24 protein-coding genes and 1 riboswitch are annotated in these 24,360 nt (G+C 55.2%); of the genes, 12 read left to right on the forward strand and 12 right to left on the reverse strand.

Going from position 1 to position 24,360, the window contains the following annotated elements:
• Nucleotides 1-20: 20 nt before the first annotated feature.
• The 9 genes from tmcB (EL361_RS07240) to EL361_RS07280 form a co-directional block, all read right to left on the reverse strand.
• Nucleotides 21-1,448 (reverse strand): electron transfer complex ferredoxin TmcB, encoded by a 1,428-nt coding sequence (tmcB, locus tag EL361_RS07240; protein WP_126378049.1) that lies wholly within the window; start codon nt 1,446-1,448, stop codon nt 21-23.
• A gap of 39 nt (nt 1,449-1,487) precedes the next feature.
• Nucleotides 1,488-2,150, reverse strand: coding sequence for a TmcC family electron transfer complex membrane anchor subunit (gene tmcC, locus EL361_RS07245; protein ID WP_126378051.1), 663 nt, complete (start codon nt 2,148-2,150; stop codon nt 1,488-1,490).
• A 13-nt stretch (nt 2,151-2,163) separates the two neighbouring features.
• Nucleotides 2,164-3,417, reverse strand: coding sequence for an electron transfer complex subunit TmcD (gene tmcD, locus EL361_RS07250; protein WP_232034901.1), 1,254 nt, complete (start codon nt 3,415-3,417; stop codon nt 2,164-2,166).
• Between the two features lie 391 nt (nt 3,418-3,808).
• Nucleotides 3,809-4,198 carry an acidic tetraheme cytochrome c3 TmcA gene (gene tmcA / locus EL361_RS07255; RefSeq protein WP_126378056.1) on the reverse strand — a complete coding sequence of 130 codons (390 nt, stop codon included), beginning with the start codon at nt 4,196-4,198 and terminating at the stop codon, nt 3,809-3,811.
• Between the two features lie 38 nt (nt 4,199-4,236).
• Nucleotides 4,237-5,589, reverse strand: coding sequence for an electron transfer complex ferredoxin TmcB (gene tmcB, locus EL361_RS07260; RefSeq protein WP_126378058.1), 1,353 nt, complete (start codon nt 5,587-5,589; stop codon nt 4,237-4,239).
• Between the two features lie 21 nt (nt 5,590-5,610).
• Nucleotides 5,611-6,273 (reverse strand): TmcC family electron transfer complex membrane anchor subunit, encoded by a 663-nt coding sequence (gene tmcC, locus EL361_RS07265; RefSeq protein ID WP_126378060.1) that lies wholly within the window; start codon nt 6,271-6,273, stop codon nt 5,611-5,613.
• 12 nt (nt 6,274-6,285) lie between these two features.
• Nucleotides 6,286-7,545 (reverse strand): electron transfer complex subunit TmcD, encoded by a 1,260-nt coding sequence (gene tmcD, locus EL361_RS07270; RefSeq protein WP_126378062.1) that lies wholly within the window; start codon nt 7,543-7,545, stop codon nt 6,286-6,288.
• A 672-nt stretch (nt 7,546-8,217) separates the two neighbouring features.
• Nucleotides 8,218-9,039, reverse strand: a complete 822-nt coding sequence (locus tag EL361_RS07275) for a hypothetical protein (RefSeq protein WP_126378064.1) — start codon at nt 9,037-9,039, stop codon at nt 8,218-8,220.
• Between the two features lie 253 nt (nt 9,040-9,292).
• Nucleotides 9,293-10,429 (reverse strand): sensor histidine kinase, encoded by a 1,137-nt coding sequence (locus tag EL361_RS07280; RefSeq protein WP_126378066.1) that lies wholly within the window; start codon nt 10,427-10,429, stop codon nt 9,293-9,295.
• A 372-nt stretch (nt 10,430-10,801) separates the two neighbouring features.
• Between EL361_RS07280 and EL361_RS07285 the strand changes: the two genes are divergently transcribed.
• The 4 genes from EL361_RS07285 (at nt 10,802) to EL361_RS07300 (ending at nt 13,919) form a co-directional block, all read left to right on the forward strand.
• The gene (locus EL361_RS07285; RefSeq protein WP_126378068.1) at nt 10,802-11,011 is read left to right on the forward strand and encodes a glycosyltransferase; all 210 of its coding nucleotides are present in this window, start codon (nt 10,802-10,804) and stop codon (nt 11,009-11,011) included.
• A 277-nt stretch (nt 11,012-11,288) separates the two neighbouring features.
• Entirely contained in the window at nt 11,289-12,185 is an 897-nt protein-coding gene (locus EL361_RS07290) for a glycosyltransferase family 4 protein (RefSeq protein WP_172961668.1), read from the forward strand.
• On the forward strand, nt 12,182-12,784 hold the full coding sequence (locus EL361_RS07295) for a histidine phosphatase family protein (RefSeq protein WP_126378072.1): 603 nt from the start codon (nt 12,182-12,184) through the stop codon (nt 12,782-12,784). The genes EL361_RS07290 and EL361_RS07295 overlap by 4 nt, the downstream gene beginning before the upstream one ends.
• A 334-nt stretch (nt 12,785-13,118) precedes the next feature.
• Nucleotides 13,119-13,919: a polysaccharide deacetylase family protein gene (locus tag EL361_RS07300; protein WP_126378074.1), complete on the forward strand. Its 801-nt coding sequence runs from the start codon at nt 13,119-13,121 to the stop codon at nt 13,917-13,919.
• A gap of 247 nt (nt 13,920-14,166) precedes the next feature.
• Here EL361_RS07300 and EL361_RS07305 read toward each other — a convergent pair whose 3' ends face one another.
• Nucleotides 14,167-15,315, reverse strand: coding sequence for a sensor histidine kinase (locus tag EL361_RS07305; RefSeq protein WP_126378076.1), 1,149 nt, complete (start codon nt 15,313-15,315; stop codon nt 14,167-14,169).
• A gap of 432 nt (nt 15,316-15,747) precedes the next feature.
• Between EL361_RS07305 and EL361_RS07310 the strand changes: the two genes are divergently transcribed.
• Nucleotides 15,748-16,038: a hypothetical protein gene (locus tag EL361_RS07310; RefSeq protein WP_126378078.1), complete on the forward strand. Its 291-nt coding sequence runs from the start codon at nt 15,748-15,750 to the stop codon at nt 16,036-16,038.
• Nucleotides 16,039-16,041: 3 nt separating this feature from the next.
• Complete coding sequence (locus EL361_RS07315) at nt 16,042-16,965, forward strand: hypothetical protein (protein ID WP_126378079.1); 924 nt, start codon at nt 16,042-16,044, stop codon at nt 16,963-16,965.
• A gap of 286 nt (nt 16,966-17,251) precedes the next feature.
• On the opposite strand, the gene EL361_RS07320 is transcribed toward EL361_RS07315, so the two are convergent.
• Both EL361_RS07320 and EL361_RS07325 read right to left on the reverse strand, forming a co-directional pair.
• On the reverse strand, nt 17,252-18,091 hold the full coding sequence (locus EL361_RS07320) for a DsbA family protein (RefSeq protein WP_126378080.1): 840 nt from the start codon (nt 18,089-18,091) through the stop codon (nt 17,252-17,254).
• 102 nt (nt 18,092-18,193) lie between these two features.
• Nucleotides 18,194-20,035, reverse strand: a complete 1,842-nt coding sequence (locus tag EL361_RS07325) for a UbiD family decarboxylase (RefSeq protein WP_126378081.1) — start codon at nt 20,033-20,035, stop codon at nt 18,194-18,196.
• 110 nt (nt 20,036-20,145) lie between these two features.
• On the opposite strand from EL361_RS07325, the gene EL361_RS07330 reads away from it, so the two are divergent.
• From EL361_RS07330 to thiE, 6 genes are all read left to right on the forward strand, one after another.
• Entirely contained in the window at nt 20,146-20,424 is a 279-nt protein-coding gene (locus tag EL361_RS07330) for a c-type cytochrome (protein WP_126378082.1), read from the forward strand.
• A 218-nt stretch (nt 20,425-20,642) separates the two neighbouring features.
• A riboswitch (TPP riboswitch) is annotated at nt 20,643-20,743 on the forward strand.
• A 116-nt stretch (nt 20,744-20,859) separates the two neighbouring features.
• A complete protein-coding gene (gene thiS, locus EL361_RS07335) occupies nt 20,860-21,060 on the forward strand; it encodes a sulfur carrier protein ThiS (RefSeq protein WP_126378083.1) in 201 nt (66 codons plus the stop codon).
• Between the two features lie 14 nt (nt 21,061-21,074).
• Nucleotides 21,075-21,854: a thiazole synthase gene (locus EL361_RS07340; RefSeq protein WP_232034902.1), complete on the forward strand. Its 780-nt coding sequence runs from the start codon at nt 21,075-21,077 to the stop codon at nt 21,852-21,854.
• Nucleotides 21,851-22,981 (forward strand): 2-iminoacetate synthase ThiH, encoded by a 1,131-nt coding sequence (gene thiH, locus EL361_RS07345; RefSeq protein WP_126378087.1) that lies wholly within the window; start codon nt 21,851-21,853, stop codon nt 22,979-22,981. Before EL361_RS07340 ends, thiH begins: the two co-directional genes overlap by 4 nt.
• Complete coding sequence (gene thiF, locus EL361_RS07350) at nt 22,978-23,607, forward strand: sulfur carrier protein ThiS adenylyltransferase ThiF (RefSeq protein WP_126378088.1); 630 nt, start codon at nt 22,978-22,980, stop codon at nt 23,605-23,607. The genes thiH and thiF overlap by 4 nt, the downstream gene beginning before the upstream one ends.
• Complete coding sequence (gene thiE / locus EL361_RS07355; protein WP_126378090.1) at nt 23,600-24,256, forward strand: thiamine phosphate synthase; 657 nt, start codon at nt 23,600-23,602, stop codon at nt 24,254-24,256. Before thiF ends, thiE begins: the two co-directional genes overlap by 8 nt.
• Nucleotides 24,257-24,360: the final 104 nt, after the last annotated feature.

A 24,360-nucleotide genomic window follows, 5' to 3' on the forward strand; every position in this document is an offset into this window, starting at 1 on the left:
ATCCCTTCTCCTTGAGGTTCCTATTCCACAGCCCCGGGCTTTTCCATGAGCTCATAGATCAGGTCGCCCAGGAACTTGAGTTCCATTTCCAAACCGTAGTGGTGGATGATGTCTTCCAAGCCACCGTGGCAGTTGTGACAAGGGGAAACAATGGTGTTGATCCCCCGGTCCTTCATGCGCGCCAGTTGTTCAGCTTTGATCTTATTAGAAAGCACCCGCTTGGTCTTCCACGGAGGACCACAGTTGATGACGCCACCACCGGCATTACAACAGTAGTTGTACAGCTTGCTAGGGCTCATCTCCACCACACCCTGAGTCAACAGGTTGGCCACGTAACGACCATCCTCGTGCAGGCCACGACCACGCACGGTGTTGCAGGGATCATGGAAGGTAACCTGTTCTGGATACTTGTCCTTCAGCTTGATGCGTCCCTCGCGGAACAGCTGCGCGAAGAACTCGATGGAATGAACCATCTCGATGGGAGGCATACGCCAACCCAACCAGCGGTTACCCACATCGTAGACGCTACGGAAAGCATGTCCGCACTCGCCCATGACTATTTTCTTGACGCGGAGTTTCTGAGCCACTTCATAGTGCATCTTCTTGACGCGCCCCATGGTCTCAAAATCACCGGTGAACATGGCCATGTCGGAGTTATCCCAACCGGGAAGCTGAGGCATGGTCCAATCGCAACCGGCCTGATCGAAGATCACTGCCGCCTGGTTGATCAAGTGGGTCCGGAACTTCGGCTCGGGCGCAATGACCGAGTACATGAAGTCTGCCCCTTCCTTATCAACAGGAATGCGCAGTCTGGGAATCTCGTCACGGCCTTCATCTTCCTGCCACTGCAGGGTATCCGGCCATTCGTCGTCCTTGACCCACATCTGGTTCATGGTCACCGAATGAGAGTTGGCGGTGTCCTGAATGTATTGCGGGGTAATGCCCAGCTTGAAGCTGATTCGCCTTACGGTCGAAATCATATAGGCGATATCAATACCAAAGGGACAGAACTGCTGGCAACGACGACAGAGGTTACACTCCGTCTGCGCCACAATCACTGCCTCGCGACACTCCTCTGGAGTGAGCTTGCCGTCCTTGTCGAGCATGTTCCAGATGGTACGCTTGACTTTTCCGACAGGCGAATACTTGGGATTCTTGTCGTTGGACAGGTAGTGGTGGCATGCATCAGAGCACAAGCCACAGTGCACACAGGTTTCCACATAGGTCTTCATGCGTGTGCCGCATTCACCTTTGAGGACACCATTGATGGTCTTTTGGATTTTCTCGGGCGTCAGCCTTGCTACGCCCTGATCAATGCCGACGTCCTCAATCTTTTCAAACGCGGCGTATTTTCCGTCCACCTGATCCTGCTCGGCCTTGGCATGAACCTTCTCCAGGAAGGTCAGTACAGGCTCGGCAGCTTCGGTGTGTTCTGCAGTATCGGACATAATCGTCTCCTCACGGAAGCGTTCTAGTTGATCAGTCGCTTACCAGTCGTACACTTTGCGCACAGCTCCGAACTCGGACGCGGTATAACCACGCGTGTACCAGAAGGTCAGCATGTGCGAGAGCTTGGTGAACGGAATCGCCACCAGCATGATCTCACCTGATAACATGTGCAAACTGGTCATCAGCAGATTGTCACCCCAGCCGTGGTAAGCCATCGCACCCGTAAGAAACGGAGCGACGACAATGGCCAGAATGACAAAGTCCGAGCACGAGGTCACAAACTTGACCTGCGGCAGAACCAGGCGGCGATAAGCGAAGAAGCAACAGCCGGCAATGACAGCCCAGGCAGCGTAATCTGCCACCTGATCCGGCAAAGCGATCCAGGACAGCCCCAGAGCCCCTTCCTCCAGAAGCACGATGTGCCCCATGGTGAAAATCGGCACCAGCACGATTCCCAGATGCGCCAGGAACGTCATGACACTCATCAAGGGCTGCTGGCGCGAGTTTTCGCTCATAAAGGGAATGAGCCAATGAATATAGGATTGAATCGCGTGGCCCCAGCTCCAGTACGTAAAGACGTAGCCGTCTTTTTTCTTGGTGCCTGAGAGCAGCGAAAAGACCTTCCAAATGCTGCCAATCAGAAAGATGGCAAAGGCCACCCAAACCAAGGGGCCGCTGACGAGATTGTAAAACGCGTGCATGGCTTACCCCCTGTTACTTGAATTCGGCGATTGGCACGACGCGGCGATAGTACTTGCCGCCCTCGACCATCTTCACCAGCACGAAGCGCGAATCCGGGCTGAAGACGGGATCGAAGCAGTTGTCGCCGGCGCGGCTGTATTCCTTGCCGTCCACGACCACAGTGTACTTGCCGTTCTTTTCCACCTTGGCGGCAACATGCTCACCATCGGGAGAAAGAACAGGAGCCCAAGCCATGTCGTAACGATTAGGCCAGGCCTTACCGTTGACAAAAGCGGTCCACTGTTCGCCAGTCTTGCCCAATGCGGCAATCAGCCCGCCATTGTGCGACACGACCAGATCACTGACCATGGCATCCGCAGTCACGTTCCAGGGACGCCCATCCACGGCAACAGTCCAGGAACCCAGCGCAGTGGCAACAATGGCCGCCAGTGTGCTACCATCCTGGCTGAACTGAGGCTGCCAGCAGTTGACAAAGAAGTCCCAGATGGGAAGACCATCCTGAGCCAGGGTCCATTTTCCACCCTGACGCACCGGGGCAATGACTGCACCGGATACCGGGTTGAATGTCGGAGCCCATGTCCCCTGATAGGTCTGCGTCCAAGGTTTGCCATCTACTGCGATCGTGTAGTCGTAGAGATTCAGTCTGACCTCGGCGGCAATGCGCGAGCCGTCGGGATTAAAGACGAGACCAAAGACGTTTGTAAACTTGGTATTCCAAGCCTTGCCGTCCACAGCTACGGTGTAAATGCCGGCTGCGAACTTATCGATCTCCGCCTGTCCCATCTGATCAACCTGGACAGCAGCGGCGGCATGGTTGCCACAGTCACTCAGGACAAAGCCAGTCGCGTTTTCGTACAGGTTCTCCCAGAGAACACCGTCGATGGCCGCGCCATACTTCATGTCCTGCTGAACGGCCGTACAAATTTTGGACCCGTCTTTGCTGAACATAGTATTCCAGACATACCCGTAGGTGTCGTCCCAGGGCTGTCCGTCAACCACAAACTTCCACTCGCCCATGTCGGAAGCACAGCCCGTAAGCTGGCCCTTGGGCCCAAATTTAAGGTTCCAGACCCGTTCAAAGGTCTCATCCCATGCTTCACCGTTGATACAGGCCGAAAATTCACCCTGCACGTTGACTACAGCACCGAGCTTTTCACCATCAGGGCTGACGTGCAGCTCCTCGATCCACTCGTATTTGTCTTTGCAGGCATTGAGGTCAACTATGAGCCTCTCGCCTGGTTCCCAACTCCATGTTGAGGTATCCACGACTACCCTCCTTCCATTGCGGCGTCTGTGTCGCTCTGACATCGTTCGGGACCGCGCCCCGATCGCTTACCTACCGAGCCTCAACTTTGACAAAATCCCTTAATCATGACCCGCGTTTCTTGTCCAGCAAAAGGCCCATAACATATTAAAATAATTCGTAATCATACTAAAACCATAGGCAATTCCCCTACGAAAAGGGTATAAATCTTAACAAGGGATATCGTTGACAATATTCAAGTTATTTCAGCTTGGTGACACACGAAGCGGCCCATTGTCCTCCAAACAGGGAGACAATGGGCCATATGCACGAAAAAACCCCTTTTCGCGTGAGAACGTTCACACGAAAAGGGGCCATTTTCCGATCATGAGCTACTGATTGTCAGAAGCCTTTTTAATCCTTTACATGACATTGACCACAAGCCAGGGGACCCTTGTCCTGCTCTACATGACACCCCTTGCACTGCTTATGATAAGCCGTCATCAGCCCCGGCTGACCGCCCTGCTTCTTGAGAGCATGACAATCGGCACAGGCTGTGCCTGCCGAATCCTCTTCAGGCACGAGCTTGCCATCCTCATAAAGATGGTGGCAGCGGAAGCAATCTTCCAGACCCGCTTTTTCGTTATGGGCATCGTGCATGAACACCGCTGCAGGCCTTGTGTGCTTCATAAAGGCATCGCTTTTCAATTCAACAATATCGTCCTGAGACAGAGCCGTCGGAAGCCAGACAAAGGCCACCAGCAGGACGACGATCAGGTGCGGCACTATTCTTTTGACATTCATGTCGCGTCTCCTTGTTTGGAGTCCTATGGACCCGCCGGTTATTCGACCGCCCGCGTCTTTTCCATGTGCGCATAAATGATGTCGCCCAGGAATTTCAACTTCAGTGGCAATCCGTAGTGGTGAATGATGTCATCCAGTCCACCATGGCAGTTGTGACAGGGGGCGACAATGGTCGTCACACCTAGATCCACAACGCGCTTGAGTTGGTCGGCCTTGGCAGAATTGCCCAGGATGCGTTTGTTCTTCCACGGCGGGCCACAGTTGATCACTCCGCCTCCGGCACAACAGCACAGGTTATGCTCACGGTTGGGATGCATCTCGATCAATTCGTCGCAAAAGACCTCGGTCACATGGCGCCCCATATCGTGCAGCCCCATCCCTCGCGAAATGTTGCAGGGGTCATTGAAGGACACCTTCTCGGGATATTTCTCGGCGCACTTGATCTTGCCGCTGGTGATCAGCTCATAGAAAAACTGCACCGAATGAATCACGGGAATGGGGAACATTTTCCATGCATTCCAGCGATTTCCCACATCATACACGGCCCGATAGGCATGCCCGCACTCGCCCATGACGATGCGCTTGACCTTGAGCCGCATTGCGGATTCGAAATGTTCCTTGACGATACGACCAGCCAGTTCAGTATCACCGGAAAACATCGCCATGTTCGAATTGTCCCAGCCACGCGTCTCGGGCATGGTCCAGTCCGCGCCGGATTCATGGAAGATACTTGCCGCCTGATAGATGAGTTGGGTTCTGAACTTGGGCTCCGGGGCGATGACCGAGTACATGATCTCGGCCCCTTCCTTACCGACGGGAATACGCAGATCCGGGAACTCATCCCGAGCCTCGTCCTCTTGCCATTGCAGGCTATCAGTCCATTCATCTTCTTTGACCCACATCTGGTTCAACGTGGCTGAATGACTGTGACAGGTGTCCTGCATATACTGCGGAGTAACGCCCAGTTTGTGGCAAATACGCCTGACCATGGCGATCATGTAGGCGATCTCGATGCCAAAGGGACAATACTGCTGGCAGCGACGGCAAAGGTTGCACTCCGTATAGGCCACCACGGCAAGTTCCCGCACTTCCTGCGGGGTCAGCTTTCCCTTTTGATGAACAATTTTCCAGATGGTCTGCTTCACCTTGCCCACTGGCGAGAACCGGGGCTGCCGGTCGTAGGATTGATACCAATGGCAGGCTTCGGAACACAGGCCACAATGCACACAGGTGTCCACGTACATCTTCATACGCGCCCCGGTCTCGGCATCCATGACCTGATTGATCACTTTCTCGATATGCTCCGGCGTCAACTTGGCTACGCCCTGATCCAGGCCCGCGTCCTGAATATTGTCGATGTCGATCTTCTTTTTAGCTTCGGCTTCCGACATGTCGGTTTTCCTCCTTGCTGATTACCAATCTCTGACGTGACGGACCGCACCGAATTCCGAAGCTGTATAGCCACGGATCACCCAGAAGGTGAGCATGTGCGAAAGCCTGGTGAACGGGATAGCCACAAGCATGATCTCGCCCGAGAACATGTGCAGGCTGGTCATCAGCAGATTGTCGCCCCAGCCATGATAGGCCATGAGGCCAGTCACGAACGGTGCAGCGACCATGATCAGAATGCCGAAGTCGGCAGGAGAGGTGACATAGCGGACCTGCTCCAGAGTCAACCTGCGCCAGGCAAAGTAGCAACAGCCGCCCACCACGACCCAGGCGGCAATGTCCGCCACCTGATCCGGCAGAGTCGGCCAGGACCAGCCCAACGCCCCTTCTTCCAGCAGCACTATATGCCCCATGGTGAAAACAGGGACGAGTATGATTCCGAGATGAAATAGAAACGTCACAAGGCTCATCACGGGCTGCTGTTTGGAATTCTCGCTCCCAAAGGGCAACAACCAGTGGATATAGGACAGGATAGCGTGCCCCCAGCTCCAGTATTCAAAAATGTGATTATCTTTTTTTCTGGCTTCGCTGAGCAACGAGGTCATTTTCCAGACGCTGCCACCGATAAAAACGGCAAAGGCCACCCAAACCAGAGGACCACTCACGAGGTTGTAGAATGCGTTCATGCTTCCCCCCTCCTATTTGAAGTCCGTGATGGGCAGTACACGACGGACATACTTACCGCCTTCCACAGCGCGAATAAGGAGGAACCGCCCATCAGGACTGAATGCGGGCTCCCAACACTGGTCAAAACCACCCGGCAGTTCATTGCCGTCCACGACCACGGTATATTTGCCACCACGCTCGACCTTGGCAGCCACATGAGCCCCTCCGGGACTGAAGACGGGCTTCCAGGCCATGTCGTATTTTCCGGGCCAGATCTGGCCCTGAACCGCAATCTTCCAGACATCCCCATCCTTACCGAGACAAGCCACCAGCTCGCCGTCAGAAGAGAATGATGCCTCTCCGACATAGCTGCTGAAGGTACTGCGCCAAGGCTTGCCATCCACAGCGATGGTCCAGCGCCCGTATTCGGGGGCAACCAGTGCCGCCAGATGAGCACCATCCTGACTGTAGAAGGCATGCCAACAATTGAAGAACGGCTGCCAGAGCGGACCCGCCTCGTTGGCCATGGTCCACTTGCCCGCAATGCGGACCGGCGCCGTCACTTCACCTGTGCTCGGATTGAACACGGGTTTCCAGACGCATGGATAGCTTTTGCCCCAGGGCTTTCCGTCCAACACGATGGTATAGTCGTACAGTGACGTCCGGGCCTCGGCAGCCACATGTGCCCCGTCGGGACTGATGCTGAGATGGAAGATATTGACGAAGTTATCGTCCCAGGCCTTGCCGTTTACCGCACAAGAGTACCCCCCTTTCTGGAAGGTAAATATGTCTGCCTGTCCGAAGCTCACTGTCTGCACGGCTGCAGCGGTGGTTTTTCCATCACTGGATAGCTCAAAATCCGTGGCGGCTTCATACATGGTTTCCCACGGTTTGCCATCAACGGCCCATCCATACATGCCATCCTGCTGCACGGCACACGCAATAACCTGACCATTCTCGGAAAATTTAGTACCCCAGGCATAGGCGTAACTGCCTTCCCAGGCTTCGCCCTCGACGACAAGAGTCCATTCAGCCATTTCAGTTGCCAAGGCGGTCAGTCGACCATCAGGTGAATACTTGGGGTGCCAAACCCTATCGTAATCCCCTTCCCAAGCCTCTCCATTCACGCAGACCGTGAACTGCAGGTCACCCTTATTGACCACGGCGGCGATTCTTTCACCGTCAGGGCTGACACAAAATTCTTCGACCCACTCAAACCGGTCGGCCCAGCCGGACACGTCGCTGACGACCCGTTCGCCTGGTTCCCAGTTCCACAAACCGACATCCACCATGGCTCCTCCTTCGACGTGCATCCGCCAGGATTATGAGGATTATGAAGGCTGTATCTGTTCGCCTCTCGCCGCACCTGCAATCTAATGTAGTAGACCGACCGATGCGGTAATGATTGTACAGGCGTGTTCATCGTCGTCCGATTCGACTCTCCGGCAAGTCCTACCGAATACTATCCTCTTGAGAGAGTAGGAATTAAGCCATTCTTAACAATATGTTTTCTTTATAGTCAACACCTTACGAATTTCTACCACACAGGTATGGATTGATTTTGGCTGAGTTTATCAATTACAGAGTGAATAAGTATGGAATAGCTATAGTTCAATCAAACACTCACTGCATCAGCTAAAACAAAGCAACATGCAGCCAATATTGATTAAAACATACTCCTCTACCCATTTGGCAGAAGCGCAATCGCATCAGCATGCATAAATACCCCTCTTCAAGAGGAGAATTATGGAAGGAAAATTATTTTTTCAAAAGATGAATGAGGCGCGACAAAGACATCTGCCTGGCACAAGAACGCACCAGTAGCCACAGCACAAAATAGTCATATATCTTGGCTTGTTATGTAAAGCAACACCATCATTGGCTCAAAGCAGGCGCTTTCAAAAGCACCCTTTAGAGGTAGGGAATCCGTCAGGAAAAACCAAACTGCAGAAAGCTGAAAGGATTTACGAATACTGTTCAATCAGGCTGAGCACATCGGGATCTCCACAACGCAACTCAGGATCCGGCTCAGTATGAACGTGCAGCCCTGGTGTTGTTCGCTGGGCAAAAGTCAACCGCCCTGTATCCACCGGATATCTGGCCATCTCGATACGGGCATAGCGCACAAGGTCTTTACCATCGAAAGGAGCACGTACACTACGCAGGTTGTCCAGCGACAAATCGATGCGCACGGCGTTGCCGTACAACACTTCCCCATATGAGGTTTCGAATGCCGCATCCAAGGAGAATTTGATCAGCGCAGGAAAAGAATCAGGATACTGCACCCGCATCACTGGCTCGACGGTGTAGCGGCCGGTTGAATCCTTAGAATTCAGGACCTCGGAAGTACCTTCGATCATGGAAGCCACACAACTCTCGAAGCCATTGGCAGGAGGCACGCAGCATTTGCCGGAAAACTCGAGAACGTTATACGCCAACTCCCGATCCACATGGGCCAAACGAGCCGAGCAGGTGATGTCGAAGAAGGTGATACCAAAGCGTTTCCGATACTCCTTCATCAAGCTGAACAGCATGTTAAATTCATGAGTCTTGGATTGATAACCAAAGCCTCTGATCATCTCAGTCATGCGGTCATGCCACTTGACCTCTTTCTTATGCTTGCGCTTGTTGACCGGAATCTTGGTCATGTCCGCTTCCTGATTATCGCGAGGGGCCACCTTCAGCTTGCCACCACAGCCTGGGCAGGAGACCACAGCGCCCTGATACGGAATGGATCCGGATTTGACCTTGAGTTTCTTGCGGCAGTCCAAACACTGAATATACATGCATCCCCCTTGGAGTCGAATGATCGAAGTCACTTCATCCTATACAGAATTTCCAGGTTGATGGGAATGCCCCAAGTATCGAGGCAGCCCCCCCATTCGCGACAACAGTCATGCCCGACAATATTCAACACCACCGACAGGAGTAAAATATAAGGCAAGGGAGAGAATGGAATCAATGCACCGAAAAAATATCCCCGCAGGAGAGATAGAGGCGGAAAGCATCCCCGCCCCCCCTGACTTCTCTGATCACTGCTCAGACACATTCCCGAGGAGCGACTGGACATGGACAATCATGGTGACCAACCTCTGTCCAGGGGAAGCATATGGCCACGGCAGTGCCCCCCTCAGTCCGAAAATGAATATCACCCTTGAGTTGATAAGACACGATGCTCCGAACAAGCTTCAGTCCCAGCTTCCCGGCGGCTCCGGTTTCATTATCACCAAGCCCCACTCCATGGTCCCGGATGGTGAACCGAACCTGCCTTGAATCACTTTCCAGAGAAAATTCAACCAGACCGCCTCTCCCGTCGGGAAATGCATGGTTGAGCACATTCGTCGCCAACTCGCCGATCACCAGCCCCAGTGGAAGCGCCATGCTCACAGGCAGCAGAACATCCTGCATATTCATCCTGGCTTCAATTCGGGTGGCAGAGAACAATCCTCTGAGATGCCCCCAGAGATGGCGAACGTGGTGCGCCATATCAATCTCGCTCAGATGATCATCCTGATAGAGTTGGCTGTGCACCATGGACATGCTGATGATTTTCGCCCCCAGATCACGGCATAAGACCTGAGCTTCCTCGGTCTTGGCCCTGCGTCCACTCATATCCAGAAGGCTTGACACCACCTGCAAATTATTCTTCACGCGGTGGTGAACTTCGCGCAGCAGCAAATCCTTTTCCACAAGAGAGCGCTTCAGTTCTCGCTCCACTCGTTTCAGTGAAGTCATATCCACATCGATGCAAAACAGCATGGGGGAGGCTCCTTGGAGCTTGATCACGCTGTGGCTCGACAATACCGGCACAAGAGAACCATCCTTGTGCAGCAATTCAAGCTCTTCAGGTGGTGGCATGCACCCGGTCATCACGGCTTCGGCAATCAAAGCCCGCACAGCGGGGCGCGCCGGTTCAGGGATGATCATTTCCACCAGATCATTCCCCAAAGCCTCTTCGGCACTATAACCATAGAGCACTTCACTGGCCTTATTCCAATAGCTTACGATACAGTCAGCCCCGTACCCCTGCACGCTGATGCCCTGAACATCATCCAGCAGACTTCTGAGAAAAGCATCGATCTCGACACCCACAACGTGGCCTTTGAGGGCCGCATTCTCACGCTTCAAGGATTTAATCTCGACGAGCAACTCGGCTTGAGTTCTGTCTTCTGACATGGCAGTTTACCCTTCTAAAAACAATGACATTCTCAATTTCTCCACTCCAATACTCGCCCTTGGCGAAGCAGACAAGGGTTGGCACTCTGATACATTTTTCTGGGGAGGCGTGACGGGCCGAACAAAGCCGAAAGCATCTCGCTAATCCTATCATTGGAACTGGAGGATATGGTTGAACTGCCTGGGACCATCCCTCACGAGCAAGTGCTGACTGTTTAGCGCAGAGCGGATTGATTCGTTCTTGGCTGCCAAGAAACTCTGGATGATGACCAAGACGCAATCCCCAGCGTCATCGCCGAAAGGATGGACATGGAGGGGACCCATGGTAGCAACAACGATATCAGGCATACTGGTGCTGTACGAAGAAAGGGAATGCTGGCCGCACCCGACGATCATGAGGCTCTGGTCCTGGCCATTGAACGCCTGCTTGCGGATAGCCGTTTCCTGGACAAAATCATTCCTGCTGCCCGACGTCGGGCCGAGGATATCTTTGACAACCGTACACTCATCGAGCGTTTGCCCCGCACATACGCAGACAACGAAATCCAAAAAAATAAAATGAAACCTAAAGAATTCGCGTGAAGGCCCGAAAAAGCTGCTGAAACCAGCAAACGAATAACAATTATCGAACATGCGAATTGCACTACACACCCCCTTCAAGCCCTTGGACCATCCGCGAATATCGGGGGATGACACCATCGCCCGTGACATGATGGAATATCTAAGGGATCAAGGTCATGAAGTCCTCCCTATCAGCACCCCAAGCAGCAAGTGGTTATGGCGCAAACCTGCACTGTGGACAGACACGTTACGAGCTGCGCGTCATGCCGTCAGACAAGCCAGGGGTTGCGACGCATGGTTGACCTACCATTCATACTACAAGGCCCCTGATGTCATCGGGCCGTGGGCATCAAGACGAGCAGGTATCCCCTATTTCATCCTGGCAGGCAGCTACGCCCTCAAACGCTTCTGGCAATGGAAGTCCATACCCGGATACTTCCTGAATCTACGGGCTCTGCGAGCGGCCGATCATCATTTTGCCAACAAACGCGGCGACTGGCTCAACATCCTGCGCGTCGTGTCCAAGGAACATGCGACCCATTTTCGGCCCGGCATTCAGCCCAGTCAATTCCAATTTGATCCGCAGGCCCGCCAAGCCCTACGTGATAAATGGAAGGCCAAGGACGGTTCCGTGGTCATTTCGGCAGCCATGTTCCGCCCCGGCATCAAACTTGATGGACTGAGATGGGTCTTCAAGGCCTGCGCAGCCCTTGCTAGGAATATCCCCGGACTGCAACTGGTCCTGGCTGGCGATGGGCCAGGTCGCGAGGAACTCGAACAATTGGGCCGCAATCTCCTGCCCGGTAAAGTGCGCTTTCTGGGTCTTGTCCCCCGAGAAGAATTATCTCAAGTCTTCAGCGCGGGCGACGTCTTCGCCTTCCCTGGCATCAACGAGGGGCTGGGCATGGTTTATCTGGAAGCCCAATCCTGCGGACTGCCGACCGTGGCTTGGGACCACGCCGGGGCCCCCGAAGTCATAAGTCATGGGCAGAGTGGACTCATCACCCCTTCCTGGGATGAACGAGCCTTTGTTTCCGCCATCCGGACCCTGCTTGAAGACGATGAATTACGTCAGCGCATGAGCTCCAATGCAACCTCTTTCGTAAAAGAACGGCATGATATCCATCAAAGCTATGCCCTGATGGATGCGGTCATGCAAAAGGTTGTGGCAGGACACAAAGGAAAGCAAACATGACAACCATACGCTTGGGACTGATACGCCACGCCGAAACGCTCTGGAATCGCGAGAAACGAATCCAGGGCCAATGCGAAACTGATCTCTCCCCCACGGGGAGAGATCAGGCCCTGGCTTGGGGGCATACCCTTGCCGGACGAGGATACACGCTTATTTTGGCAAGCGATCTGGGACGCGCGATGCAGACCGCACAGTTGGTGAACCAGTCACTTGGACTCCCGTTGATGACTGACCAGCGCCTTCGTGAACAGGATTGGGGGCACTGGGTCGGTCGGACTCTGCCCGACCTGCTAACCAATTCTGGTGGCGAATTCAGGCGCCAGGAGAAAGCCGCCTGGGAGTTTCGACCACCCGGTGGAGAAAATCGCAAGGAAGTGTTGGCTCGCGCCAAAGCAGCCTTAAACGACACCATCCTGAAACACCCCGAGGATACAATTCTGGTGGTGACCCACCTTGGAGTGGTCAAATGCCTGATCTACGACCTGCTTGAGCTTGGTTTCGAGCCTGACACACCAGATCCTGTGGCCAAGCGGACATTGCATGAACTGACCTATTCCAATGGCCGTTTCAACATTTTGCACCTGAACATGGAACTCTGACCATGCGCATCCGGCATTACAGCCCACATGTATTAGGGATTGGTCACTTCTTTCGTAGCCTGGAGATCACACATGCCCTGTCGAATCATCATGACTTGACCCTGGTCAGCGGAGAGAGGGAGATAGGCATTACCCTGCCCTCTAACATTTCCCATTACCCATTGCCGCCCCTTGCCATGGACGCCAATTTTCCCCGCCTGATCCACGACGAAAACGCAACAGGCATCCGGGCAAGCTTAATGGTCCAGGCCCTGGCTGAAGAACCCATTCAGCACTCCATAGGCCTTAATGATAACACATCCACGGCGCCCATTCTCCGACAGCGAGCACTACAATGAGTTTACGTCATCCCACCTCCCCCCTCTGGCTCTCCCCCTGGCCCACCATGCGCGAGGACATCAAGCAATGCCTTGATCGTGCCCTTGAAACTTCCAGCAACAAGCAGTTGCACATGTTCTTCAGGGCAGACGATGTAGGTGTGGCGGGGACCTTGTCCGGTGTCATGTTCGAGACCTTTGCCAAACACAACACCCCGTTATGCCCTGCGCTGGTGCCCGCATGGCTCACGCAGACACGATGGGAATCACAGTTGGAACAGGCAGGAGGGCCATCCCCGCTCTGGTGCTGGCATCAGCACGGCTGGAGGCACAAAAACCATGAGCCCGATGGACGAAACCACGAATTCGGACCGGCCCGCCCTGCGGGAGAATTACTTTCGGACATGGTTCGAGGACGACAACGACTGGAGCAGTTTCTGGGCGACCAGTTCACCCCCGTGTTTACCCCGCCCTGGAACAACATATCCGCACAAGCGCTCGAGCTTCTGCCCGAAGCCGGATTCAAGGCCCTTTCAAGAGACCAAACAGCCTCTCCAGAGGCCCCACACAACCTGCCGGAATTCCGAGTCAACGTGAACCTGCACACCCGGCGCGATGCCGATGCCACCCAGGACAGAATTCACCTGCTTCACGACATTGAGCACACACTGAGGTCGGGCCTGTGTGGGGTCATGCTTCATCACCAGCGCATGAATGATAACGCCGTCCATTTTCTGGATGTCCTGCTCGAAGACCTCGCCAGCCGTCCACCCATACGCTTGGTACATTTCGGACATCTACTATCACCAGGGGGCTGAAACAGACCTCAACACACTCAGCCAGCTCATTTTGTAAGCTAATCTGGAGATGGCGACGCTACGCCCCGGTACTACTGGCCGTATTCTCATGCACCATGGGCCGGATAGGCATGTCTGCCAGGGGTTGGGCCCCGGCACCTCAGGTCACTTGAGCGGGTGCCCATCGACCCACTCCACGACGACAGTAAAAGGCCGGAGCGCACACGCCCCGGCCTCATGATCTTACGTCCTCTGAGCCTGATTCGAATCACTGCATTTCAGGATGCCCAATGGGCACCCGCAGACTGAACACCGTGCCAGTGGCATCATTGGAACAGAAGGAAAGTGTTCCTCCCAGATACCCTTCACCCATCAGCCGAGCAGCATACAACCCAAGTCCGCGCCCCTGGCCCTTGGTGGAAAACGAACGTTTGAACAGTTGCAGTTGGACATCTTCAGGCATCACACCTTCGTTATGCACGAGAAACTCCACCTCACCATTCACTGTCCGGCAATCCAACGTCACGGTATCAATGGGATCCGCTGCTTCAAGGGCATTGAGGACCAGATTCCCCAGCACACGACCGAGCAGCTTTTCATCGCTGACAAACGCCACCGGGCTCACGTTCTCACTCAGCACAAGCACTCGGTCCTGCGCCTCTGGACGCCGAAGCATCTTGTCGCGAACCTGCTCCAGCACATCCCTGGATTCCGCATCTTCGAAGCACACCTGTAAATGGCCCTGCTCAGCCGCCAACAAATCCTTCTGCGACAAAATCAGCTCAAGCATTTTGGATGAGGATTGACGCAACAGAGCTCCAGCCTCCTCTCGTTCCGGGCCAATTCCCTCCTCCATCAATCCTGAAAGCATGTACATGCCTGAGGCACTATTCAACACATCGTGGAAGAAAATTCGCTCCATGGCGCTTCTGCGTTTTTCATGGCTGATATCCAAAGCGGAAAACAAGCTGTATCGTCTGCCTTCCACTTCCAAAGGAGAGGTGAATACCTGCAAATCAAGTGATTCATCACCCACAGCCCCCTTGCGCACCATGCGACATTCCTCAGCCGCCTGATGGCCCCGCAGGCTTTCCAGAATGGCCAGAACAGCACCACAGTGACGACAAAACCGGGTGGTACCACAGCCACTTTCTGCGCTGCAGCCATGCACGCAGCCCAAGGCCTCGCCGGGCCGCAGCCCAACAGGTTCGTTGGTTCCGCTGGTTGCCGCCACGCCTTTGAAGGCCGAGTTGGCAAACACGATCTGTCGATATTGATTGATCACTACAATTCCGATGGGGAACATATCCACCAGAGCAGCGGGCACCGCCTTGCCCACGGCTCTGACATCCCTGTTCAATTCTTCAGTGCTCGCTCGATCGACGGGCAGAAAATCTGTTTCTTTCCCCCTGAACATGACAGCTCCTTTGTCCTGCAACGGCTTTGAACGACGAATCACGCCTGTGACTTTTATTGCCACTAAGGTCACACGGCCTGGAGAGCAATTCCCACCAGTAATATATTTTCAGTCACACTACGGGCTCAAAATCATCAAAAATTAATATATTGATTAAGCCAAACTTACCCCGCCCCTCTCTCCGAGACAAGTCCCAACATTCAGCCTTTCGAGCAACTACAGCTTCCATCGTACGATCTCTCGCGCAGCAATCGCCATTCCCACACGGGCATTTTCAACGCAGGATTCATGAACCATCATGAACTGACTCCGTGACAAACCACATCATTCAACAACGCAGACTCCCCTGCTCCTTCCGCCGAGTTCTGGACATCAACACAGACAATGTCTATCGTCTTTCAATGTTTATTTTTTGTACTACTGAGCCTGCGTATGGCCTCTAAATCAGCCTTTGCCCAAGATATCATGAGGTCCATTGCGAGTATTCGACAAGGCTGGGGCAGGGAATACCGCAAGACCTCCTGTCTGGACGACACAGTGGCGGTCAACTCCGAGGCCACAGTCTTGGATAAAGTGGATCTGAATATTGAACGTATCTCCGTCAAGCTGACGCACCGCTCACTGTTCCCAGCAGAGCACCAATGCTGGAAGCAAAGTCATCCCAAGCCAAAGCATCACATGCACGGGCGCGACTTTAATCTTGGCGACCACATCTCCCGCTGACCTATGCCCAATTCCGCTCCCCCCTGGAAAACCCTGGCCTGGAACGGCGTCAGCCTGGACGTCCCTCCTGACTGGGACCCCGTGGAGCTTGAAGCCCACTCCCTGCGGGCAACGGGCACAGGCGGCCTGTTTCTTGAGTTGAAATGGGAACGAGGCACACGAGGGTTTGATGCTCGCAAGCGCCTGGACAAGGTTGGTGGTGAAATCGCTGCCGGAGCGACCCATGCCGAAGTCCCTCTTCAAATCACTGCGGCCGCCGAGGTTCTGGAAAACACCAAAATAGAAACCAAAACTTTCGCCTGGACCGCATCGGGTAAGCAACAGGCTGCAGGCCTGATTTTGCACTGCCCTCAGGCCCACACCGCTGCACTGGCCCAGGTCGTCTTTCCTGAGAGCATGCCCCCATCTTGGGGCGCTGCGGCGCGCCTGCTGGCGGGAATACGATTTCATGGAACCGACGGCCATGTCCCTTGGGCCGCATACGGCATCAAGGCTTTAGTTCCCGGTGAACTGAGGCTGTCATCCTACTCGTTTCACCCCGGCCACTTCAGGCTACGCTTTGCAGGCCGATCCCGGAGGGGCGCCACGGAGTTGATCCTTGATCGGCTGGGACCGGCAGACGTGCTGCTGGGCAATACAGCCCTGCATACCTATACGGATAAACTCTATGGCGGATGTGGAGCCGAACCCGGATTCTTTGTGCCTGGGCCGGGACCATCTGCAGCCTCCGGACAAGCCCAACCTCGCCCGGGCCTGCTGGCCCGGCTAAAGCGTAACGGTGCGTACAGGGCACTCAAAGGCAAGGCGTGGCTGCCCGGTGACAACAAAATTCTTGCGGTCTACATGCGTGGCAGAAGTCCCGACACCCTGGACTGCTTTGACAGCATCTGCGAGGCCTATGCTCTGGACAACCAAGAAACGAACTGATCCCTCCAGACCGAGAATAAATTCCTCGCCACGAACCGCCACTGTAAGAAATACCGTTGCTGCGGTTCGTGGGCGATCTTCCACAAATATCACGCAAAAAAGCCCGGCCCCCAAGCGGGACCGGACTTTCCAAATTCATCGCATCTCAACAATCCCATCAGTCTATTGAGAGATACTTGAAGGCAGGGCAAAAGAAAAAATAAAGACCGAAGTGTACCTTGCCGCACATAAGGGTTTGATTTGTTTGCAGCAACACCGCAATCGAGCCTCTATCGACAGCCCTAAACTACTTATCCAGGCAGTCCAGGCAGGCCCCTGCTTCCTCGGCAGTGAATTCATCCTGTCCCGATGTCGCGTCACCCAGAATTCTGGCAACAGCCTTCTCCAGAAACTCCAAAGGCATCGAGCCTTCAAGGGGGGCACCGTTGTACAAATAGACGGGTACTCCGCGGAAACCGTAGCTCTGGAATTCCAGAAAATCATCACGCACAAAGCCGCTTAGACGCTCGTCACTCAGGTCCTGAGCCAGGCGCACAGCGTCAACACCCTCGACCTGAGTCGCATACTCCAGCAGCTTGGCCTGCTGATCTTCGGCGTTGCGAACCTCATCCTGATGCTCAAAGGCCAACATGTAAAACTCCCAGGCCAGGGCAGGGTCCTGGAACCCAAGGGCCTCGAACAACCGCCCCCCGAACTCTCCAGTCTCGGACATGGGAACATGCTTCGCCATGTAACGAATCTTGCCCGGATGGCGGCGCATGAGTTCCTTCATATTTTTGGCACCCTTGGCGCAATAGGCACACAGGAAATCCGTATAGGCCACCACGGTGACGGGTGCCTGTGCATCACCCAGCATCGGTCGCTGGAGGTCAATGGTCGGATCAAGAGGATCAGCCAACTTTTCATAAAAACGCTTTTCAGCATCCCGTGCCCGACGCGCTTTGGAACCGGCCTCAGCCAACTCCAACACGGCGATGGAATCGTTTTCCAGCGCCTGCAAGACGATCTCGGGATTCTCGCGCAGTGTTTTCTGAATACGCTGATCCAGTTCCTGATCCGAAAGCTGAGCCGCACAACCCGGCAGCAGCAGTGCGGCCAAGGCCGCAGCAAGCAAAGGTTTCTTCATTCTATTTCCTCTCAGCGGGCCAGAGCCCGCAATGAATCAAATCAATGTTCGCACAACAGTTCCCGTGGGTACCGAATTCCAAAGACCGGGGCAACGACTTCGTTAGATGATGCCATGCAGCGGACCACCGGGAGCGCCCAAAGCATCCACTCGCCGTTCCACATCCGGGTCATCTTCCAGAGGCGGGGCATGGTAGGTCTTCAACCGGCCATCGAGAACCAACGGCCCTGTGCAGCCCCAATGCTTGCAATGGGTAAAGGCTCCAGCACCATACATGTCCGTTGCCGGGTCCGAGCGGGTAAAGGCCACCCACAGGAAATTGTCCCAATCACGGGCAGTGAACTCGGCATCATCCACACAGACGACCAGCGGGAATCCATCCAATCCACCGGATTTGTCCAAGGCATTGGCCAGTCGATTCATGAGCGGATCATGCTCATCACGCCCGCGCTTGTGGGCCGGACCGCGCACAACCAGAATGCCCGGGGCAAAGACTCGCAGATCCGAGAATCCAGGAGGCAGGGAGAGGTCCGAAGGCGGCGTTACAGCCAAGGTCCGCCTCTTAGGCCCACAGGAAGCCCAAAGCAGCTTGGAGCCCTGATTCAGGCTGATACCGGAATAATCCAGGGTATCCATGGTTGTCCGGGTCACAAAATGCAAGTCGCGGGTCAAATCAACCCGCTCCAGCATGTGCCGGATGAATTCGGGAATGTGGTGTGCGCTCAGATGTGCATCGTCCTCGCGGGCGGCAATGAGTACGTACTTGGAAAGCGAGGTCTGGCTTGTGCCCAACAGGGCCATGCCGTTGGTCAGCAGTTCCTGAGGGCGACGCTCCTCGGCATAGGGAACATAACGCTCACTGCCCACAGCCAGAAGCAGAGGATGCACTCCAGCAGCGTCCACGGCATGGACTTCGTGTACTCCCGAGAACACTGTTGGTACCAGCTCGGAAGTCAATTCATGAATGAAGGCCCCGAACATCGTGTCTTCCTGCGGGGGGCGCCCCACAGTGGTGAACGGCCAGACCGCACCGTCGCGATGATACACCGCATCCACAGTGAGTACCGGGAAATCATGTGCAAGGCTGTAATAACCCAGGTGGTCGCCAAAGGGCCCTTCGGGCTTTTCGCCCCGGGCCGAGATATGCCCACAGATGCAAAAATCGGCCTGTGCCAGAATGGGCAACTGCCCCGGGCGTTTAACCATCTGCATGCGGTGGCCGGCCAGCGCTCCGGCAAAAAACAGCTCGGGCATCCCGTCGGGCAGGGGCATGATCGCGCCCATGGTCATGGCCGGAGGCCCACCGACAAAGACGTTCACAGGCAGAGATTCACCCTTGGCAAGGGCCTCTGAATGGTGGTGCCCCAGCCCCCTGTGGATCTGGTAATGCAGGCCCACTTCACGATCAGGCTGATAATCGTTGCCGGTGAGTTGCACCCGGTACATACCCAGGTTGGAGCCTCCGAAACCGGGCTTGTTCGGGCTCTCGGAATAGACCTGCGGCAGGGTCACATACGCACCGCCGTCCAGGGGCCAGGACTTCAGATGCGGCAGCTCGGAAATGGTGGTTTTATGAGCCATTACCGGCCCACCAGGCTGAGACTTGGGCATGGTGTTATACAAGGCAAGCGGGGTCTTCAGATATTTCCAGGGCTGCTTCAATGCGACCAGAGGGTCGACCTTGAGTTGGAACAACCGCTCCAGAAGCCCGAGAGTGTCGCGAAACAGGAAGCGAACCCGATCCAGAGTGCCGAACACGTTGGCGACCATGGGAAATCTGGTTCCGCGCACATTCTCAAACAGCAATGCAGGGCCACCAGCCTGAAACACTCGTCGCTGCACGACCCCTATCTCGATATTGGGTTCCATCTCCTCGCGGATGCGAACCAGTTGCCCCTGTTCTTCCAGAGCGAGCAGGCATTCCTGCATGTTTCTATAGCCCATTAATGCCACCTTTGGTATAAGTCTCATTCACAAAGGAAAATCTGCCCCATCAAGGGCCTGTTTGCAAGGGGCTCGCCCCCTGTAACCCTCACAGACATCATGGAGAACGCATGCTGAAAAAGCTCGTCATTACGTTCATGCTGGGAATAATGGTCTTCACAGGTGCCAACCTGTTTGCTGCTGGCAATGCCTCCAATGGCGAAAAGCTAGCCAAAGGCTGCAAATGCCACAAGGGCGAACTGGAAGGCTGGTCCGAGGAGAAGTTGACTCAGACACTTACAGATTTCAAAACAGGGAAGCTCATCAATAAATTCATGAACAAAAAGGCCGCCAGCCTGTCCGATCAGGACATCGCTGACCTCGCCACATGGTTCGCCAGCCAGAAGTAACCGAGTTCAACACAACATAAAAGGCCCGGAGCATCTGCTTCGGGCCTTTTTCGTTTTCAATCCCACTCTCATTACGCGTGTTCTAAAGCACGACAAACACACCAGTGGCTCAAAGGAATTATTAAGGCGCAGGCAGGCTTGAAATCTCAGAGAAGCAGAATATTGACCAATCGGCCCGGTTCATGCCTTTACAAGCACATCGAAACCTCATAAATCTATCAAAACGCTGGGGGAGCCCACGGGCTGAGAAGGGACTTGTTCCCGACCCTTTGAACCTGACGCAGTTGATGCTGCCGTAGGGAAGCCGGTTTCGACATTTCCAGACCTCGTCCGAACCGCGCATGCACCCGATGCAAGCGCTTTTCTTTTTTCAGGACGACGGCCCCTCGACCGACCTCCTCAGGTAAATCACCCCAGCCAAACGCTGGAGCACCCATGACCGTCACCATAAACGGCCAGGAAACGACCCTTCCGCCACTGACCACCGTACTGGCCCTGTTGCGAAATAAAGAGCTCGATCCAGCTTCCGTTGTCGTAGAAAGAAACGGCGACATCATTCAGGGCGACGCCTTTGGGACCACAGAGCTGGTCGATGGCGATCGCCTGGAAATCCTCCGCTTTGTCGGCGGAGGCTGAGGAGCATGAATTCCATGAACGATCTCTTCGACATCGGCGGTAAAAGCCTGCAGAGCCGCCTGTTCATCGGCACTGGCAAATTTGCCGACGACACCCTGATCCCCCAGGTCTGTGAGGCTTCGGGTTCTCAGGTCATCACCACAGCGCTGCGTCGTGTGGATATGGATGCAGCCACTGACAACATCATGCAGCACATCCCCGAGCAGATGACCCTGCTGCCCAACACCTCTGGTGCCCGCAATGCGGACGAAGCCATCCGCATCGCACGACTGGCCAGGGCCATGGGCTGTGGAGACTGGATCAAAATCGAAGTCATTTCCGACTCCAAATATCTACTGCCCGACGGTTATGAAACCGCCAAGGCCACCGAGGTTCTTTCCAAGGAAGGATTCGTGGTGCTGCCCTACATGAACCCGGATCTGTACGTCGCCCGTAGCCTCGTGGACGCAGGTGCCGCCGCAATCATGCCCTTGGGCGCCCCCATTGGAACCAACCGGGGCCTACGCACCGAGGAAATGGTGCGTATCCTGATCGAGGAGATCGACCTGCCCATCATCGTGGATGCGGGTATCGGCAAACCCAGCGAGGCCTGTCAGGCCATGGAAATGGGCGCTGATGCCGTGCTGGTCAACACCGCCATTGCCACCGCAGACGACCCCATTGCCATGGGCCATGCCTTTGGAAATGCCGTAGCCGCTGGTCGTCAGGCGTTTCTGGCAGGGCCTGGAGCCACGCGAACCCTGGCCACAGCGTCTTCACCACTGACCGGATTCCTCGGTGGAGGTCAGTCATGAGCTTTCTGCCCGCCTGCAAGGAGCTTGATCGCCAACCCCTGGGAGATATGATCCGTAATTTTGGGGAAAATGCCGTGCTGCGAGCATTGGACAAGCCCACCCTGTCCTCCGAGGACTACATGGCGCTATTGTCGCCCGCTGCCGAGCCGCATCTCGAAGCCATGGCCCAGGCCGCTCACAAGCGTACGCTCCAGCATTTCGGACGCACCATCCAATTGTTCACCCCGCTCTATCTGGCTAATCATTGCAGCAACCACTGTGTTTACTGTGGATTCAATGCACGCAACGATATTCCGCGGAGCCAACTGAGCATGGACGAGCTGCGAGTCGAAGCCGAGGCCATTGCAGCTACAGGCCTGAAGCACCTGCTGATCCTGACCGGTGAGGCCCCGAACAAGGCCGGAGTGGATTATCTGGAAGAGGCCGTCACCGTCCTCGCCCCGATCTTTCCCTCCGTGTCCATTGAAGTCTTCCCCATGGACGAAGCCGACTACGTCCGCCTGATCGGTGCCGGGGTGGATGGGCTCACAGTCTTTCAGGAGACTTATAATAAGGAGCTTTACGAAAAGCTGCACCCGGCAGGTCCAAAGCGGGTTTACGATTATCGCTTGGAAGCCCCGGACCGGGGTTGCCGCGCGGGAATGCGAGTGGTCAATATCGGTGGGTTGCTGGGCCTGGATGACTGGCGACGCGAATCGTTCATGACAGGGATGCACGCCGCTCATCTGCTGCACGCCTATCCCGGCGTTGATATTGCCGTGTCCCTACCACGCATGCGACCCCATACCGGGGCGTTCCAGCCCGCACACATCGTGGACGACCGACAACTCGTTCAGATCATGACCGCCCTCAGATTGTTCCTGCCCCGGGTCTCAATCACCATTTCCACTCGCGAGGCCCCGGAGTTCCGCGACAATATTCTGCCTCTGGGCGTCACGCGCATGTCTGCCGGTGTGACCACAGCTGTTGGCGGTCACACCAAAGGCAACGACACTGCTCAATTCGATATCTCTGACCCGCGTAGTGTGGATGAAATGTGCAGCGCTCTGAAAACACGGGGATACCAGCCCGTGTTCAAGGACTGGGAACCCATCACTTCCCCCGGCAGTCACGAGATCGCCCGATGAATATCGCCGAACAGGGCATGGCCGCCTATTTGGGTGAAGATGTTCTGAAATACTTCAGACAGATCACCATCGGCATCGCCGGAGCCGGAGGGCTGGGTTCCAACTGCGCCATGCATTTGGTCCGCTCTGGATTTGTTCGTCTGGTCATCTCGGATTTCGACATGGTCGAACCCTCAAACCTGAACCGGCAATTCTACTTCCTGAATCAGGTGGGCATGGCCAAGGTGGATGCGCTGTCCGAAAACCTGTGGGCCATCAACCCGGACGCGCGGATCACTGCCCACAACCTCCGGATAGACAAAGGCAATGCCGCCGACCTGTTCGCGGATTGCGACGTGGTGGTGGAAGCATTGGACGATCCCGCAGCCAAGAAGATGCTGGCCGAGGCCATGCTGATGCAGAATAAGCTCTTTGTCGCGGCCTCGGGCATGGGCGGTTGCGGCAGGGCTGATGCCATTGTCACCCGCCGCCTGCGCGACGACTTCATTCTCGTGGGCGACATGGAAACGGAATGCGGAGCCACCGCACCACCACTGGCCCCCATGGTGGGAGTAGCTGCTGCCAAACAGGCCGATGCCGTGCTGGCGCACGTGCTTGATCGTTATATGGAGGAACACCATGACTAACGGACGAGAGCTGGTGACCACATTCATCAGCACAGGCGGGCTCTATTGCCTGACTGCCGAAAAGTTTTCCGCAGGACGAAACAACATCGATGTCGTTCGCGCCATGTTGGATGCGGGAATCAAGATCATCCAATACCGCGAAAAGACCAAGAAAATGGGTGCTAAATACAAGGAATGTATCGCCCTGCGCGAAATGACGCGCCAGGCCGGGGCCGCCTTGATCATCAATGACGATATTGATCTGGCCCTGCTGGTGGATGCCGACGGTGTCCATGTGGGACAGGAGGACCTGCCCGTGCCTGCCGTACGCGAGTTGGTGGGCGAAGACATGGCCATTGGCCTGTCCACCCACGCCCCCGAGGAAGCTCGGGCTGCCTTGCGGAACGGTGCCGACTACATTGGTGTAGGCCCCATCTTCCGGACCTTTACCAAGGAAGATGTGTGCGAACCCGTAGGCTTTGAGTACCTGAACCATGTGGCGAAAAACATCGATCTGCCCTTTGTGGCCATCGGTGGAATCAAGGTTCACAACATAGCCCAGGTGACCAGCCACGGAGCCAAATGTGTTGCACTCGTGACTGAAATCGTCGAGGCCGAAGACATCGCCGGACGCATTGAAGAATTGAATGACGCCATGACCAGCGCCTAGCGCGGGCAGACCGGAGCCGGGTCCAAGCCATGACAACAACAGGGGCCCACCATGTTGAGATCGCGAGCCGATCTTTCATGCCACAATAAAAAACGGGCGTTCCC

This window comes from Desulfovibrio ferrophilus (genome assembly GCF_003966735.1).
Classification (GTDB): Bacteria; Desulfobacterota; Desulfovibrionia; order Desulfovibrionales; family Desulfovibrionaceae; genus Desulfovibrio_Q; species Desulfovibrio_Q ferrophilus.

Coding starts and splice junctions, on each gene's coding strand:
- tmcB (WP_126378049.1), bottom strand. CDS start 1,448: ATGTCCGATACTGCAGAACACACCGAAGCTGCCGAGCCTGTACTGACC.
- tmcC (WP_126378051.1), bottom strand. CDS start 2,150: ATGCACGCGTTTTACAATCTCGTCAGCGGCCCCTTGGTTTGGGTGGCC.
- tmcA (WP_126378056.1), bottom strand. CDS start 4,198: ATGAATGTCAAAAGAATAGTGCCGCACCTGATCGTCGTCCTGCTGGTG.
- tmcB (WP_126378058.1), bottom strand. CDS start 5,589: ATGTCGGAAGCCGAAGCTAAAAAGAAGATCGACATCGACAATATTCAG.
- tmcC (WP_126378060.1), bottom strand. CDS start 6,273: ATGAACGCATTCTACAACCTCGTGAGTGGTCCTCTGGTTTGGGTGGCC.
- tmcD (WP_126378062.1), bottom strand. CDS start 7,545: ATGGTGGATGTCGGTTTGTGGAACTGGGAACCAGGCGAACGGGTCGTC.
- EL361_RS07275 (WP_126378064.1), bottom strand. CDS start 9,039: ATGTATATTCAGTGTTTGGACTGCCGCAAGAAACTCAAGGTCAAATCC.
- EL361_RS07280 (WP_126378066.1), bottom strand. CDS start 10,429: ATGTCAGAAGACAGAACTCAAGCCGAGTTGCTCGTCGAGATTAAATCC.
- EL361_RS07285 (WP_126378068.1), top strand. CDS start 10,802: ATGCTGGCCGCACCCGACGATCATGAGGCTCTGGTCCTGGCCATTGAA.
- EL361_RS07295 (WP_126378072.1), top strand. CDS start 12,182: ATGACAACCATACGCTTGGGACTGATACGCCACGCCGAAACGCTCTGG.
- EL361_RS07300 (WP_126378074.1), top strand. CDS start 13,119: ATGAGTTTACGTCATCCCACCTCCCCCCTCTGGCTCTCCCCCTGGCCC.
- EL361_RS07305 (WP_126378076.1), bottom strand. CDS start 15,315: ATGTTCAGGGGGAAAGAAACAGATTTTCTGCCCGTCGATCGAGCGAGC.
- EL361_RS07310 (WP_126378078.1), top strand. CDS start 15,748: ATGGCCTCTAAATCAGCCTTTGCCCAAGATATCATGAGGTCCATTGCG.
- EL361_RS07315 (WP_126378079.1), top strand. CDS start 16,042: ATGCCCAATTCCGCTCCCCCCTGGAAAACCCTGGCCTGGAACGGCGTC.
- EL361_RS07320 (WP_126378080.1), bottom strand. CDS start 18,091: ATGAAGAAACCTTTGCTTGCTGCGGCCTTGGCCGCACTGCTGCTGCCG.
- EL361_RS07325 (WP_126378081.1), bottom strand. CDS start 20,035: ATGGGCTATAGAAACATGCAGGAATGCCTGCTCGCTCTGGAAGAACAG.
- EL361_RS07330 (WP_126378082.1), top strand. CDS start 20,146: ATGCTGAAAAAGCTCGTCATTACGTTCATGCTGGGAATAATGGTCTTC.
- thiS (WP_126378083.1), top strand. CDS start 20,860: ATGACCGTCACCATAAACGGCCAGGAAACGACCCTTCCGCCACTGACC.
- EL361_RS07340 (WP_232034902.1), top strand. CDS start 21,075: ATGAACGATCTCTTCGACATCGGCGGTAAAAGCCTGCAGAGCCGCCTG.
- thiH (WP_126378087.1), top strand. CDS start 21,851: ATGAGCTTTCTGCCCGCCTGCAAGGAGCTTGATCGCCAACCCCTGGGA.
- thiF (WP_126378088.1), top strand. CDS start 22,978: ATGAATATCGCCGAACAGGGCATGGCCGCCTATTTGGGTGAAGATGTT.
- thiE (WP_126378090.1), top strand. CDS start 23,600: ATGACTAACGGACGAGAGCTGGTGACCACATTCATCAGCACAGGCGGG.